This window comes from Shimia haliotis (genome assembly GCF_900114415.1).
Lineage (GTDB): Bacteria > Pseudomonadota > Alphaproteobacteria > Rhodobacterales > Rhodobacteraceae > Shimia > Shimia haliotis.
In genome coordinates, this window is record NZ_FOSZ01000007.1 from 129,363 (window position 1) to 143,553 (window position 14,191).

At 58.9% G+C, this 14,191-nt stretch carries 12 protein-coding genes; 3 read left to right on the forward strand and 9 right to left on the reverse strand.

From position 1 onward, the window contains the following. Positions 1-57 precede the first annotated feature (57 nt). Together betA and betB are read right to left on the reverse strand one after the other, a co-directional pair. Positions 58-1,713 (reverse strand): choline dehydrogenase, encoded by a 1,656-nt coding sequence (betA, locus tag BM069_RS15960; RefSeq protein WP_093325278.1) that lies wholly within the window; start codon positions 1,711-1,713, stop codon positions 58-60. Between the two features lie 97 nt (positions 1,714-1,810). Next, complete coding sequence (betB, locus tag BM069_RS15965; protein ID WP_093325208.1) at positions 1,811-3,262, reverse strand: betaine-aldehyde dehydrogenase; 1,452 nt, start codon at positions 3,260-3,262, stop codon at positions 1,811-1,813. A gap of 165 nt (positions 3,263-3,427) precedes the next feature. On the opposite strand from betB, the gene betI reads away from it, so the two are divergent. Continuing rightward, positions 3,428-4,012, forward strand: a complete 585-nt coding sequence (gene betI, locus BM069_RS15970) for a choline-binding transcriptional repressor BetI (RefSeq protein WP_093325210.1) — start codon at positions 3,428-3,430, stop codon at positions 4,010-4,012. Here the strand turns inward: betI and BM069_RS15975 are convergent. From BM069_RS15975 to BM069_RS15990, 4 genes are all read right to left on the reverse strand, one after another. After that, positions 4,009-4,665 carry a hypothetical protein gene (locus tag BM069_RS15975; protein WP_093325211.1) on the reverse strand — a complete coding sequence of 219 codons (657 nt, stop codon included), beginning with the start codon at positions 4,663-4,665 and terminating at the stop codon, positions 4,009-4,011. The genes betI and BM069_RS15975 overlap by 4 nt on opposite strands. 133 nt (positions 4,666-4,798) lie before the next feature. After that, a complete protein-coding gene (locus BM069_RS15980; RefSeq protein WP_244503643.1) occupies positions 4,799-5,704 on the reverse strand; it encodes a DMT family transporter in 906 nt (301 codons plus the stop codon). Between the two features lie 71 nt (positions 5,705-5,775). Beyond that, positions 5,776-6,708, reverse strand: a complete 933-nt coding sequence (locus BM069_RS15985; protein ID WP_093325213.1) for a pirin family protein — start codon at positions 6,706-6,708, stop codon at positions 5,776-5,778. Between the two features lie 95 nt (positions 6,709-6,803). Then, on the reverse strand, positions 6,804-7,406 hold the full coding sequence (locus BM069_RS15990; RefSeq protein ID WP_093325214.1) for a LysE/ArgO family amino acid transporter: 603 nt from the start codon (positions 7,404-7,406) through the stop codon (positions 6,804-6,806). Positions 7,407-7,494: 88 nt separating this feature from the next. On the opposite strand from BM069_RS15990, the gene BM069_RS15995 reads away from it, so the two are divergent. Then, a complete protein-coding gene (locus tag BM069_RS15995) occupies positions 7,495-8,373 on the forward strand; it encodes a LysR family transcriptional regulator ArgP (protein ID WP_093325216.1) in 879 nt (292 codons plus the stop codon). 50 nt (positions 8,374-8,423) lie between these two features. Here BM069_RS15995 and BM069_RS16000 read toward each other — a convergent pair whose 3' ends face one another. Next, positions 8,424-8,999: a YdeI/OmpD-associated family protein gene (locus BM069_RS16000; RefSeq protein ID WP_093325217.1), complete on the reverse strand. Its 576-nt coding sequence runs from the start codon at positions 8,997-8,999 to the stop codon at positions 8,424-8,426. Positions 9,000-9,124: 125 nt separating this feature from the next. Continuing rightward, the gene (locus BM069_RS16005) at positions 9,125-9,865 is read right to left on the reverse strand and encodes a YebC/PmpR family DNA-binding transcriptional regulator (RefSeq protein WP_093325219.1); all 741 of its coding nucleotides are present in this window, start codon (positions 9,863-9,865) and stop codon (positions 9,125-9,127) included. A 140-nt stretch (positions 9,866-10,005) separates the two neighbouring features. On the opposite strand from BM069_RS16005, the gene BM069_RS16010 reads away from it, so the two are divergent. Then, the gene (locus BM069_RS16010; protein WP_093325220.1) at positions 10,006-11,778 is read left to right on the forward strand and encodes an SLC13 family permease; all 1,773 of its coding nucleotides are present in this window, start codon (positions 10,006-10,008) and stop codon (positions 11,776-11,778) included. 113 nt (positions 11,779-11,891) lie between these two features. Here the strand turns inward: BM069_RS16010 and BM069_RS16015 are convergent, their stop codons facing one another. Then, entirely contained in the window at positions 11,892-14,168 is a 2,277-nt protein-coding gene (locus BM069_RS16015) for an NADP-dependent malic enzyme (protein WP_093325222.1), read from the reverse strand. Between the last annotated feature and the right edge of the window lie 23 nt (positions 14,169-14,191).

Below are 14,191 nucleotides of genomic sequence, written 5' to 3' on the forward strand. Positions count from 1 at the left end.
CTAGGCGACATTCCGCGCACTTACTTTGACCCCGATCAAATGGGCGCGGCACTAAGGCTATCTTTGTGCCGTTTCCCAATTTGGATTGAACCACGGTTCCGCATTGGACGCAGGCAACCGACGCCCAAGGATGTGATCGGAGGCCTTCTCTCCGGTCATGATCGACGGGCCATTGAGATTGCCGTTGGTGATCCGCGGGAAAATAGAACTATCAGCCACCCGCAACCCATCCACGCCAATCACGCGACACTCCGGATCAACCACTGCCGTCGGGTCATCCACCGCCCCCATTTTGCAAGTGCCACAAGGGTGATAGGCGCTCTCGGCATGCTGGCGGATAAAACTGTCCAGCTCATCGTCGCTCTGCAACGCCTCGCCCGGCTGGATTTCATGCTTCACAAAGGGCTTGATGGCGTCCTGTGCGAAAATTTCCCGTGTCAGACGTAGGCAGGCTCGGAAATCCTCCCAGTCCTGCTCCGTCGACATATAGTTAAAGAAGATATGCGGCGCTTCCTTTGGATCGGACGAAGTCAACGTCACAGCCCCGCGAGACGGCGACCGCATCGGGCCGACGTGCGCTTGAAATCCGTGCCCCTCAGCCGGCGCCTGCCCGTCATAGCGCACCGCAATCGGCAAGAAGTGATACTGGATGTCCGGATACTTTATCCCTGCCCGCGAGCGGATAAATCCGGCACTCTCAAATTGATTGGACGCGCCCAGCCCCTTCTTCGCAAAGAGCCACTTCGCACCAACCAACGCTTTGCCGAAAAGGTTGAAATACTTATACAACGTGATCGGCTGCGTGCAGGCCATCTGCATATAGACCTCAAGGTGGTCCTGCAAATTCTGCCCGACGCCAGCGCGATCCGCGACCACGTCAATACCGTGTTCCGCCAGATGCGCCGCCGGTCCGATCCCCGACAACATCAACAGCTTCGGAGAATTGATCGAGCTTGCCGCCAAAATCACCTCGGCATTGGCACGCACAACCTGCACCTGCCCGCCGCGTTCGATCTCCACGCCCACCGCGCGGCCGTTCTCGATGACAACCTTGCGCGCCAACCCTTTGATCAGGTCGCAATTTTCGCGCTTCAACGCGGGCTTCAGATACGCATTCGCCGCCGACCAGCGCCGCCCCTTGTAGACGGTCATGTCCATCGGGCCAAAGCCCTCTTGCTGCGCGCCGTTGTAGTCATCCGTCACCGGATACCCAGCCTGTCGACCGGCCTCCACAAAGGCCGCATGCAGCGGATTGTCCCTCGGCCCGCGGCTCACATGCAATGGGCCGTCTTTGCCCCGCCATTCCGGATCACCGCCCTGGCCACTTTCATGCCAGTGCTCCATGCGTTTGAAGTAGGGCAACACATCGGCGTAATTCCACCCCGTGGCGCCGCTCTCGGCCCAATGTTCATAGTCGCCTGCATGCCCACGCACATAGACCATACCGTTGATGGAACTCGATCCGCCAATCACCTTGCCCCGCGGACACACAAGCTTGCGCCCACCGAGCCCTGGTTCCGGCGCACTCATATAGCCCCAATCATAGGTCTTCATATTCATCGGATAACTCAGCGCCGCCGGCATCTGGATCAGCGGCCCCGCATCCGTGCCGCCATGCTCAATCACCAGAACCGATTTGCCAGCCTCACTCAGGCGGTACGCCATCGCACAGCCCGCGCTTCCTGCGCCTACTATCACATAATCCGCCTGCATCAGACGCATCCCCTTGAACTTGAAAAACCCGACCTACTGACGGTCGGGGGGAGTGGATGGGCGGCCATCAATCGACCGGCCCACGCCGCAAACGCCATCAGAACGGCGCCTCAACATCGCCCATGCGCACATAGACGGATTTCACTTGGCTATAGTGGTTGATCGCCTCTTTGGAATTTTCGCGCCCGACACCGCTGTTTTTCACCCCGCCAAACGGCGCCTCCACCGGCGCGTCATTGTAGGAGTTGATGAAACAGCTGCCCGCTTCCAATTTGCCGATCACACGGTGACCACGGCTCAGATCGGACGTGAACACCCCCGCCGACAAGCCAAACTCGGTGGCATTGGCGCGCGCGATCACCTCTTCTTCAGTGTCAAAATCCAGCACCGACATCACAGGGCCAAAAATCTCTTCACGCGCGATCGTCATGTCATCTGTCACATCGGCAAACACCGTCGGCTCCAGATAGAAACCCGGACGCTCGATCCGGCCGCCGCCGCACACCAGCCGCGCTCCTTCTTCCTTGCCCTTGGCCATATACCCCAGAACAATGTCCATCTGACGCGCGCTCGCCATCGGGCCAAAACTCGTGGCCTCATCCAACGGATCACCAATCACCGCATCGCCCAACCGTTCCGCAAGGCGTTTCAGGAATTTTTCCTTGATGTCCTTTTGCACAAAGACCCGCGTACCGTTGCTGCACACCTGACCGGAGCTGTAAAAGTTCGCCAGAATTGCACCGCCCACGGCGTTTTCGACATCCGCATCATCAAAAATGATCAGGGGGGATTTGCCGCCCAGCTCCATCGTCACATGTTTCAGATGGCTGGCCGCCGCCGCATAGACCTTCTTGCCCGTCGGCACTGATCCGGTGAGGCTTACTTTGTCCACCCGCGGATCATTGACCAAGGCACCGCCAACTTCGCCCATGCCCTGCACCACATTGTAAACACCGGCTGGTACACCGGCCTCATGCAGGATTTCCGCCACCTTAAGGGCGCACATCGGCGTCGTTTCCGAGGGCTTGAACACCATTGCATTGCCACAGGCCAACGCCGGCGCGCCTTTCCAGCAAGCAATCTGCGTCGGGTAATTCCAAGCCCCGATGCCCACGCAAACCCCCAACGGCTCGCGCACGGTATACACCCAATCGTCTCCCAACGGGATGTGCTCGCCGGTCAGGCTGGCCGCCAGACCGCCAAAATACTCCAGAGCATCCGCGCCACTTGTCGCATCCACCGCGATGGTTTCCTGATAGGGCTTGCCGGTGTCGTATGTTTCCAGAACCGACAGTTCATGATTGCGCTCCATGATCATGGCCGCCGCCCGCGTCAAAATCCGCCCACGGTCCCGTCCCGACATCGCCGCCCAGACCTTCTGTGCTGCCTTGGCACTCTCCAAAGCGCGCTCAATGATTTCCGGTGTTGCGGCATAAACCGTTCCGATCACCTCACCAGTGGCCGGATAAACAATCTCAATCGGCGTGCCGTTGGTGTCTTCAACATATTCGCCGCCAATAAAATGGCTCGCTGTGGGTTGCAGCTGCATCGCGCGCTCCTCGCAAATTGCGCCCCTCAGGGCACCAGAATCCCTCCGGAGACTCTCCGGTGCCGAAAACCCTAGCACCGCCCATTCATTTTTTAAATGCTCATTTAAAAAATTTATTTGAACGCCAATATTGCCTACACCCCCTACTCCCGTCACAGTGGCGCCATGGCCCGTACACGTATCCGCGACATCCGACACGAAGAGTTGATCCACGCCACAGTCACCGCTGTGCACAAACGTGGATATGCTGCTGTAACCATGGCGGAAATCGCCGCCGAAGCCGGCGCATCCGCCGCCTCGATCAACTATTATTTCGGCTCCAAAGAAAAACTGATGGAAGCCACCATGCGCCGCATGCTGACCATGCTGAAAGAGGCCCAGCTGGAACGCTATGCCGTCGCAAAAACCCCGCTGGACCGACTGATGGCGGTGATCGATGCCAACTTTTCTGACCGGCTGTTCACGCTGGAACAATGCGCGATCTGGATGCAGTTCTGGGCCAATGCCCCCTATGTCGAAAGCCTCTCCCGCCTGCACCGCATCAACCGCGCCCGCGTCACATCCCATTTCCGTGCCGAGTTGCGCAGCCTGCTGCCCGACGCGCACCGCGAAATCGTGCGCGAAGCCCTGCAAAGCTATATGGATGGCGTCTGGCTTGAGGCCGCACAGGCCAATGAGCCCCTCAATCCTGCCGCCGCCCGCGCCGAGGCCCGCCGTTTCACCCGTCTGATGCTAGAAAACGCGGCCTAAGGGCGCAGATACACCGCCTGAGTGCCATCACCGCCCACCAATCGCACGCGCATTTCATCCGGCGACACACTGTCCAAAATCAGGCACGGTGGCTCATCCCAGGGATTGACCCAGGCAATCAACGCCGGCCCCTCGCCCGCCGCCCCGTCACAGGTTGGTGCCAGTTCCATCATGTATTCCGTCTGCACCTGCCCGCTCACATACTCCGTCACGCTCGCACCGCTGACATAGCTCTGGTACTGCGGCGCCCCCGCCAACATCCACTGCCCCTGCAAAAACCCGCGTGTCTCCGAAAATTCATCCAGATCAGGGTCCAACTCGAAACTGTGAATAGAGATCTCCGCTGACATATCCCCCATAGACACAATATCTGCGCGCATCATCAGCGGCGCGTTCTGATAAAGCGTGCCAATCGCCTCAAGCACATAACTTGGGGTCGGGCCTTCCCAATTGGCATAGAGAATCGAGCCTCCGAACACGAAACTGCAATACGGATAGTCAGTCTCAAAAAGGCACTCCTGCACCAGCACCACACCTTCAAACGGCTCGCCTTCGATGCCTATCTCCTGTCCGGTATCCACAGCCATGTTGCCGGCCACAGCGGCCACCGGCAAAACCAATCCCAATCCGGTCAATCCCCGAAAAAACGCCATCAAAATCTCCCTTTACAAGAAACCTAACGTTCTCAGATCAAAACGCCAACGCTCCGTGACTGCGCAATGCCGGCCTCATCCTATTGCCCCAAATACCTTGGGGTGAGCGCGCCAGCGCGAGGGGCAACGCCCCTCAAACCTTGGTTTGTCCCACCAGAGGCGTCACCTGCCGGCGTTTGATCACCGCCTCGCGCCACGTCATGAAACTGATCGCCGCGATGATCACCCCCGCGCCGACAATGACCCAGAAATCCGGCTCTTCGCCGAAGCCAATCCAACCAAGCAAAACGGCCCAAACCATCTGCAAAAAACTCACCGGTTGCGTGACCGTCACAGGCGCCGCCGCAAAGGCCAAGGTCATCGTATAGTGTCCAGCTGTGGCAAAGCAGGCGACTGCAAACAACAGCCCCAATTCGCCCAACGTCGGCGTCACCCAGACCATCGCCGCCAGCGGCGCCAAACCAATCGTCACCGTGACCGACAACATGCCGACCACCACCGTCGCACTGACCTCTTCGCTAAGGATTTTTGCAATCAAATACCCACCCGCAAACGACAAAGCCGTGCCCAGCATTGCGATATGTCCTGCACTCAACTCCCGAAACCCGGGTCGCAGAATAATCAACACACCGATCAGCGCCAGAATGATCGCGATGATCCGTCGCGCCGCCAGCTTCTCCCCAAGGAAAAGCGCAGCCCCCACAGTCACATAGACCGGAGAAAGATAATTCATCGCCGTGACTTCTGCGATTGGGATCTGTGTCATGGCATAAAACCAGAGCACCACCCCGCCCGTGTGCATCACGCCCCGCGACGCAAACAATCCAACCTGTCGCTTTGTCAGCTTGGCGCGCAGGATCGGTTTGATCATCGGGATCAGAAACACCGCGCCCAAGGCATAGCGCAAAAACGCTGTTTCCGCCGCCGGCAGTCGCGGCCCGACCATCTTCACCAAGGCCGTCACCGCCACAAAGCACAGCCCCGTGACCAGCATCCAAAAGACGCCCTTGAGTGGATTATATCCCTGCGGTTCTGCCATGGCTGCAAAGGAGCATGGCCCTCACGGATTGTCGAGGTCGAAAACAGGTTAACGACCTCGCGTCCCGCCAATCACGGCAGCGGAATAAACTCCGCGTCATCACCGGGCGGCAACTGGAACCGACCGTGTTCCCAATCCCCGTCGGCCCAGGCCTGCTTTGCCGCCTCGATCTTCTCTTTGGAAGAGCTGACAAAGTTCCACCAAATGTGGCGCGGCCCGTTCATGGTTTCCCCGCCCAGCGCCATCAACCGCGCGCCCGCAGGCCCCGCCGTGACCGTGATCGCATCACCGGGCCGGAACACCATCATCCGACCTGCCTCAAACACATCGCCTGCGATTTCTACTGATCCCTCAGACACATAAAGACCGCGATCCTCATGGTTGTCCGGCATCGGCAACTTCGCCCCCGCCTGCAACATCACATCCGCGTAAAAGGTCTCCGACATCATCGTCACAGGCGCCCGTTCCCCCCAGGCATCCCCAAGGATCAAACGCACCTGCTTCCCTTCGCCTTCCAGCACGGGAAGTGCCTCTTTGCCATGATGCTCAAACAGCGCCGGATCATCCTCGCGGTCCTCCGGCAAGGCGATCCACGTCTGAATACCAAACAGGCTCGATGGCGCCTTTCGCGTCGCCTCGCTTGTGCGTTCCGAATGGGTCACGCCATTGCCTGCCACCATCCAGTTCACCTCACCGGGATAGATCATCTGATGCGTGCCAAGGCTGTCGCGATGCTCAAACTCGCCTTTGTAAAGGTAGGTCACAGTGCCCAGCCCGATATGCGGATGCGGCCGCACATCAATGCCCGTTCCGGTGATGAACTCTGCCGGCCCTGCCTGATCAAAGAATATGAACGGCCCCACCATCTGCCTGCGTGGCGCAGGCAAAGCACGGCGCACCTCAAACCCGCCCAGATCCCGTGCACGCGGCACGATCACGGTTTCGATTGCATCCGGATGTGTGGTGTCCGGCAAAGACGGATCAATCATAGGGTTCCAGCTCATGGCGTCCTCCTTGGGATGTTGCCCTTAGAATATGCCACTTGCATTCACGCACAAAACATCGACCAATCAACAGAGGCTGCGCACTGACGCACAAATCAAGGTGCCAACAGCAAACTCGCGGCAATCACCCACATGGTCAAACCGACAATCACATCCAGCACCCGCCAAGCGGTCGCGCTGGTGAACACCGGCCGCAAAAGTCGTGCACCAAATCCAAGCGAAAAAAAGAATGCGAAGCTCGCGCAGACCGCTCCAAGACCAAAGGCCCAGCTTGGCTCATACTGTGCCGAAATCCCACCCAACAGAACCACCGTGTCCAGATACACATGCGGGTTCGCCCATGTCAGGGTCAAACATGTCGCAAGCGCCGCCCCCAGTGATCTCGCACTGCCGCCGCCGTCGTCAAGCTTGTCACCACCTCGAAAGGCCGCACGGAAATTCATCGCGCCATAGACAAACAAAAACGCCGCCCCGCCCCAGCGCACAACATTCAACGCCCAAGGATTGGCCGAAATCAATCCGCCAAAGCCCGCCACTCCGGCGGTGATCAAAATGGCGTCTGAAACCGCGCAGGTCAGAACCAGAGGCAGCACATACTGCCCCCGCAATCCTTGCCGCAACACAAACGCGTTTTGCGCGCCGATTGCCATGATCAGGGAAAAGCCAAGTGCAAATCCCGCGACTGTCGCCTCAAACATTGTCTCACTCCGACGTTTCCCGCATTTGACTACGGTGCACCGGTGAATTACTCAAATTAAAACAACTGACACTACATAAGTATTGCTAATGAAGATCGACTACGCTCAACTCGCCGCGCTATCGGCCATCCTGCGCACAGGCACTTTTGAGGCCGCGGCCGAAGAGCTTGGCATCACACAATCTGCCGTGTCCCAACGCCTGAAGGCGCTCGAAGACCGCGCTGGCACCCCTTTGGTGAAACGCGGACAACCCTGCGTTGGTACAGAAACCGGCCGCCGCCTTGCGGCGCATCTGGATCAGGTCGGCATGCTGGAAACCGCGCTGGCCCAAGATCTGTCCGCCCTCACGCCGCGCACCGCGCGGCTGCGTATCGCCGTCAACGCAGACAGTCTCTCAACGTGGTTCCTGCCCGCCATCGCGCAGGTGCCGGATCTTCTGTTTGATCTTGTCGTCGATGATCAGGATTTTTCTGCCGACTGGTTGCGCCGTGGCGAAGTGGTCGCCGCCGTCACCGCGCATGAAACACCTGTTGCGGGCTGCGACAGCGTGCCTTTGGGCACCCTCACCTATGTCGCCTCAGCCAGCCCTGCCTTTGTGGCGCGCCATTTTTCTGACGGTGTCACCGCCAAGGCGATCGCCAAGGCACCGATGCTGGTATTTGACCCCAAAGACCGCCTGCAACAAATCTGGATGCGCGAGCATCTCGGCGCTGCTCCTACGCCCCCAAGCCACCGATTGCCCTCATCCCAAGGGTTCGTTGACGCCTGCCTGCTTGGACTTGGCTGGGGAATGAACCCCGCCCCGCTGATCAAACCGCATTTGGACGCCGGCACACTAGTGCCCCTCTTGCCAGACGCATGCCACAGCACGCCCTTGTTCTGGCAATCCACGCGTCTTCTGCGCCCCGCGCTGTCGCCGCTCTCCGCAGCGATAAAGCGCATGGCGCGCGCGGCCCTCCTCTCCTAATGGAGGCATGTCAGCTTTGAGACACCTGAGGAGCAGCGCGTTCTGTGGCCTCACAAATTGGGCAAGCGCGTGTTGGTGGCAAAGGACTCGACCACAACTGCGATCCGGCGCGCACGTGTCTTCTGTGTCCCAGCCCCCGCGATCCAGCGCAACACGTTGCGCCTGTAAGTCGCTGTAGACGCATCCCAAATTGCGCGGGCGCCTCCAACGATGACCAAAGAACTCATTAAGTCTTCCGGCGCCTGCACCTCCGCGGCCTCCGCTTTGGTCTGCCACATGCCCGTGTCTTTGGCGATCTGGACCGAAGTCACCCCACGCGCCCGCATACGTCCCTCAGCCATCAGCCGTTCCGCGCTGGCGCGGGACTTCTCGTTCCAAACGTGTCGGTCACGCGGCGCGATGTGAACCATTGATCGGTCGTCTTCCAATGTCTCAGATCGCCCCGCCATCCATCCAAAAGCGATCAGGGCATCCAGAACCTCATCGCGTGACACAAAATGTGCGCTGCGGTTCTTTCGATAGGTAACAAGCCAAAGGCCGCTGCGTCGGCTGGCGTTTCGCTCAAGCCAATCCCAAAGCGCCGCAACACTTGTCACTTCAATCTTCTGCTCAACTTCCGTTTCCATGCATCCCTCATGGCTTCACTCGCTAAAGCCATGGGTCATACGTTCGGCTGACCGCTCCGGTTCAAAAATGCAAAAACCCGACCACTTTCGTGATCGGGTTTGCTCAATAAGATCAGCAAACGTGCTTAAAGCTGCTCCATCACCTCGTCAGAGGCTTCAAAATTCGCGGTCACACGCTGCACGTCGTCGTCATCTTCCAGCGCATCAATCAGCTTCATCAGCTTCTGCATGCCCTCAAGGTCCATCTCGGTGGTGGTGGTCGGCTTCCAAACGAGCTTGGTGCTCTCGGATTCACCCAAAGCCGCTTCAAGCGCGTTGGAAACGTCATTCAGATCGGTATCTTCACACCAGATGATGTGACCATCTTCCGAGCTTTCCACGTCCTCGGCACCCGCTTCGATCGCGGCCTCAAAAATGCTGTCCGCATCGCCGGCATCTGCGCCGTAAACCACTTCACCTTTGCGGTCGAACATGAAACCCACAGAGCCGGTCTCGCCCAGATTGCCGCCATTCTTGGAGAAGGTCGAGCGCACGGTCGATGCCGTCCGGTTGCGGTTGTCAGTCATCGCCTCGACGATCACCGCGACGCCATTGGGGCCATACCCCTCATAGCGGATTTCTTCGTAGTCATCACCTTCGGCCGCCGTCGATTTTTTGATCGCGCGGTCGATCACATCTTTCGGCACCGACTGGCTCTTGGCTTCTTTAACGGCCAGACGCAAACGCGGGTTCTTGTCCGGATCGGGGTCGCCCATCTTAGCGGCCACTGTGATCTCTTTGGAGAGTTTCGAAAACAGCTTGGAGCGTACGGCGTCCTGACGCCCTTTGCGGTGCTGAATGTTTGCCCATTTACTATGGCCGGCCATGAATTGCCTCCGGATTGTCTGGCGTGTTCGCTTGTCAGGGGTCTCTATACGTCAAGGCACACAAGGGTCGCAACCCGCTTGCTTTCAGAGCCCACCTACGTTTGAGTCTCCGAAACAGAATTGCTCACAGGCGCATTTTTATGACCACTGACCAGATCATCCTTTTCAGCCTCTTCGGCCTTGTCTTTGCCATGCTGCTCTGGGGACGTTTCCGTTATGATCTGGTGGCGTTTTCGGCCCTGATGATCGGCGTCGTGTTGGGTGTTGTGCCCACCAAAGACGCCTTCTCCGGTTTCGGCCACCCCGCCACCCTAATTGTGGCGCTGGTGTTGGTGGTATCTGCGGGTCTGGTCCGTTCTGGCGCGGTTTTTCTTATCACTCGCACGCTTGTCGACAGCGCGCGATCCCTTGGCGCCCATATCACAATCATCGGGGCCATCGGCGCGGTGCTTTCGGCCTTCATGAACAACGTCGCAGCCCTCGCGCTCTTGATGCCGGTGGACATTCAGACCGCCCGCAAAGCAGGCCGCAGTCCCGCCAAATCGCTGATGCCTCTCAGCTTCGCCACCATTCTTGGCGGCATGGCGACCCTGATCGGCACGCCGCCCAACATCATCATCGCCTCCATCCGCGAAGAGGCCACAGGCGAGCCCTTCGGCATGTTCGACTTTGCCCCTGTGGGCGGCATCACCGCCATTGTCGGCTTGGCTTTTGTAGCGCTCATCGGCTGGCGCCTGATCCCCGAACGCGAAGACGCAGGCAAAAAGGCTGCCGAACTGGGCCAATATATCGCCGAACTCACCGTCCCTGCCGAAAGCAAATTGATCGGCAAGCGCCTTGCAGAGTTGGACGGCGATGCAGACGACGCAGACGTGGCCGTCATCGGCCTGATGCGCGACGGCACGCGCCGGTACGGGTCCTCACGCAACACCATGCTGCAAGAAGGCGACACGTTGGTGCTCGAAGCCTCGCCAGATGCGCTCGACGAATTCCGAGCTGCGCTCTCACTGAACTTCTCGGATGAAAAACGCGAGGAACACCTAAAAGCCGCTGGCGACGGTCTCGACATCATCGAAGTTGTTGTGCCCGACAGCGCCCGCATCGCCGGTAAAACCGCTCAGGCACTTGGTCTTGCGTGGCGACAGGGCGCGGTCCTGATGGGCATCTCCCGCGAAGGCCGGCGCATCAAAAGCCAGATCCGCAAAACCATCGTGCAGCCTGGCGACATTCTTCTGGTCCTTGTTCAGAAAAACCGCGGCGCGGACGTCACCGACTGGCTCGGCTGCCTGCCTCTGGCCGATCGCGGCCTTGTCGTGACGGCCGACAGCAAAATGTGGCTCGCCATCGGTCTCTTTGTCGGCGCGGTTGCCGCGGCATCCTTCGGCCTGATTTACCTGCCCGTGGCGCTTGGCCTCGTGGTAGTCGCCTACGTGTTGACCCAGATCGTGCCGATCTCAGAGCTTTACACTCACATCGAATGGCCCGTGGTGGTGCTGTTGGGCTCTATGATCCCGCTCGGCGCGGCGCTTGACAGCTCCGGTGGCACAGCGCTGATTGCCAACAGTCTGATCAGCCTGACCTCCGGCCTTCCCGCTTGGGCTGTTCTGACCGTGCTGATGCTGGTGACAATGACGCTCTCCGATGTCCTCAACAACACCGCAACCACCATCGTCGCTGCCCCTGTGGGTATCCAGATGGCCAACACCATGGGGGTTTCCGCTGATCCGTTCCTGATGGCTGTGGCCGTTGCCGCAAGTTCCGCCTTCCTCACGCCCATCGGTCATAAGAACAACACCCTGATCCTCGGCCCCGGCGGCTATCGCTTCGGGGACTATTGGCGCATGGGACTGCCTTTGGAAATTCTGGTGGTCGCAGTGTCGATTCCGGCCATTTTGGTGTTCTGGCCGATGTAACAAATCTTCGTCGCTGACAGAGAAGAAGGGCAGGCTTTCCAAGAAAACCTGCCCTCCCAATCTGCACCGACGCGATACCGACGTTTTACCGACGCAATACCGACGTCAATTTTTTAGCCATAGGTCGACACCGTCGTGCCCGCCAATGCCGAGATGTTCATCAACCCGCGCACGGTGATCGACGGTGTCACGATATGCGCTCGGTTGCCCATGCCCATCAGGATCGGTCCAACCTCAAGCCCGTCGCTGACCGACTTAAGAATGTTGCGCGTTGCGCCGGCTGCATCCGTGTTAGAATAGACCAGAACATTGGCCTTACCCGTCAGGCGGCCGCCCGGGAACAAACGTTCCCGCAACTCTGGATCAAGCGCCGCATCAGTGTGCATTTCCCCTTCATATTCAAAGTCCAGCTCCTGCTGATCCAGCACATCCAGCGCCCCGCGCATCACGCGACCCGAGTGGCTGTCGAGGTTGCCGAACTGGCTTCCGGAGCAAAGCGCGATCTTCGGATCCACCCCGAACCGGCGCACATGTCGCGCAGCCGCAATCACTGTTTCCGCCACCTGCTCAGAGGTCGGTTCAATGTGAATATGCGTGTCTGCAAGGAACAGCGGACCCTTGTCCAAAATGATCAAAGAAAGCGACCCTACCGGATGCAACTCTTTGTTTTGCAACACTTCTGTCACATACCTAAGGTGCCAGCGGTATTCACCGAAAGTGCCGCAAATCATGCTGTCCGCATCCCCACGCTCCACCGCGATCGCAGCAATAGCCGTCGCGTTGGTGCGCAAAATCGCCCGAGCACTGTCAGGGCTCACGCCCTTGCGCCGCAGCTTTTCGTGGTAGGTCGTCCAATAATCGCGATACCGCTCATCCTGCTCGGGATTGATCAACTCAAAATCAACGCCCGGCTTAATCTTCAGCCCCGCCTTTTCCAAACGGTGCTGCACCACTTCGGGACGACCAATCAGGATCGGCGTGTCCACTGTGTCCTCAAGCATCGCCTGCGCGGTCCGCAACACCCGCTCGTCCTCACCTTCAGCAAAGATAATCCGTCGGCGTGACATGCTTGCCGCCTCATAAACAGGCCGCATGATCATGGAGGATTTGAACACCTGAGCGCTCAGTTTCTCCTCATAAGCATTCAAATCGATCTCTTTCGTCGCTACTCCGGACTCAATCGCGGCCTTCGCGACGGCCACCGCCACCGTAGGCAACAAACGTGGATCAAATGGCTTAGGGATCAGATAGTTAGGGCCAAAGGTCAGGGTTTCACCACGATACGCAGCGCCCACTTCAGCGCTGGTGGTCTCCCGCGCCAATCCGGCGATGGCCTCCACGCAGGCCAGCTTCATCGCGTCGTTGATCTCGGTCGCGCCCACATCCAGCGCGCCACGGAAAATGAACGGGAAGCACAGAACGTTGTTCACCTGGTTCGGGTAATCCGAGCGACCAGTGGCAATCAAAGCACCGGGCGCGGCCTCGCGCGCCTCTTCGGGCATGATTTCAGGTGTGGGGTTCGCCAGCGCAAAGATGATCGGATCGTCCGCCATCTGCTCGACCATCTCTTTGGTCAACAGACCGGGCCCTGATACGCCAAGGAACAGGTCTGCCCCTTCCATCGCTTCCATCGTGGTGCGCTTGTCTGTTGGTTGTGCGAACTCCGCCTTCTCAGGGCTCAGGTCGTTGCGCTGCGTGTGAACAACACCTTTGGAATCCAGCATCAGGATGTTTTCATGCTGCACGCCCATGGTCATCAGCATCTTCAGGCAAGCGATCCCCGCCGCCCCAGCACCAAGCGCGACAACCTTGATGTCTTCGACCTTTTTCTCGGCCACAATCAAGGCGTTATAGGCAGCTGCCGCCGCCACAATCGCGGTGCCGTGCTGATCGTCGTGGAACACCGGAATGTTCATCCGCTCCTTACAGAGCCGCTCCACAAGGAAACAATCCGGCGCCTTGATGTCCTCAAGGTTCACCGCGCCGAACGTCGGCTCCAGACGACACACCAGATCCGCGAGTTTTTCGGGATCGGGTTCATTCACTTCGATGTCAAAACAGTCGATGCCGGCGAATTTCTTGAACAGAACCGCCTTGCCTTCCATCACCGGTTTACTGGCCTGCGCGCCAATATTGCCCAGCCCCAGAACCGCCGTGCCGTTGGAAATCACCGCAACAAGGTTGCCCTTGGAGGTGTACCGGCTGGCATCCGCAGGGTTTTTCTCGATTTCAACGCAGGCTTCTGCCACGCCAGGGCTATAGGCCCGGCTCAGGTCCCGCCCTGTTGCCATCGGCTTGGTTGCACGGATCTCAAGCTTCCCGGGCTTGGGAAACTCGTGGTAATCCAGCGCCGCCTGACGGGCGCGATCCTGATCTTTGGTATTGCTCATCTTCTTCTCCGAATTCCCTCGCC

What these genes read in the sequence shown, in the direction of transcription:
- betA (WP_093325278.1), bottom strand. Translation starts at nt 1,713, where the DNA reads ATGCAGGCGGATTATGTGATAGTAGGCGCAGGAAGCGCGGGCTGTGCG.
- betB (WP_093325208.1), bottom strand. Translation starts at nt 3,262, where the DNA reads ATGCAGCTGCAACCCACAGCGAGCCATTTTATTGGCGGCGAATATGTT.
- betI (WP_093325210.1), top strand. Translation starts at nt 3,428, where the DNA reads ATGGCCCGTACACGTATCCGCGACATCCGACACGAAGAGTTGATCCAC.
- BM069_RS15975 (WP_093325211.1), bottom strand. Translation starts at nt 4,665, where the DNA reads ATGGCGTTTTTTCGGGGATTGACCGGATTGGGATTGGTTTTGCCGGTG.
- BM069_RS15980 (WP_244503643.1), bottom strand. Translation starts at nt 5,704, where the DNA reads ATGGCAGAACCGCAGGGATATAATCCACTCAAGGGCGTCTTTTGGATG.
- BM069_RS15985 (WP_093325213.1), bottom strand. Translation starts at nt 6,708, where the DNA reads ATGAGCTGGAACCCTATGATTGATCCGTCTTTGCCGGACACCACACAT.
- BM069_RS15990 (WP_093325214.1), bottom strand. Translation starts at nt 7,406, where the DNA reads ATGTTTGAGGCGACAGTCGCGGGATTTGCACTTGGCTTTTCCCTGATC.
- BM069_RS15995 (WP_093325216.1), top strand. Translation starts at nt 7,495, where the DNA reads ATGAAGATCGACTACGCTCAACTCGCCGCGCTATCGGCCATCCTGCGC.
- BM069_RS16000 (WP_093325217.1), bottom strand. Translation starts at nt 8,999, where the DNA reads ATGGAAACGGAAGTTGAGCAGAAGATTGAAGTGACAAGTGTTGCGGCG.
- BM069_RS16005 (WP_093325219.1), bottom strand. Translation starts at nt 9,865, where the DNA reads ATGGCCGGCCATAGTAAATGGGCAAACATTCAGCACCGCAAAGGGCGT.
- BM069_RS16010 (WP_093325220.1), top strand. Translation starts at nt 10,006, where the DNA reads ATGACCACTGACCAGATCATCCTTTTCAGCCTCTTCGGCCTTGTCTTT.
- BM069_RS16015 (WP_093325222.1), bottom strand. Translation starts at nt 14,168, where the DNA reads ATGAGCAATACCAAAGATCAGGATCGCGCCCGTCAGGCGGCGCTGGAT.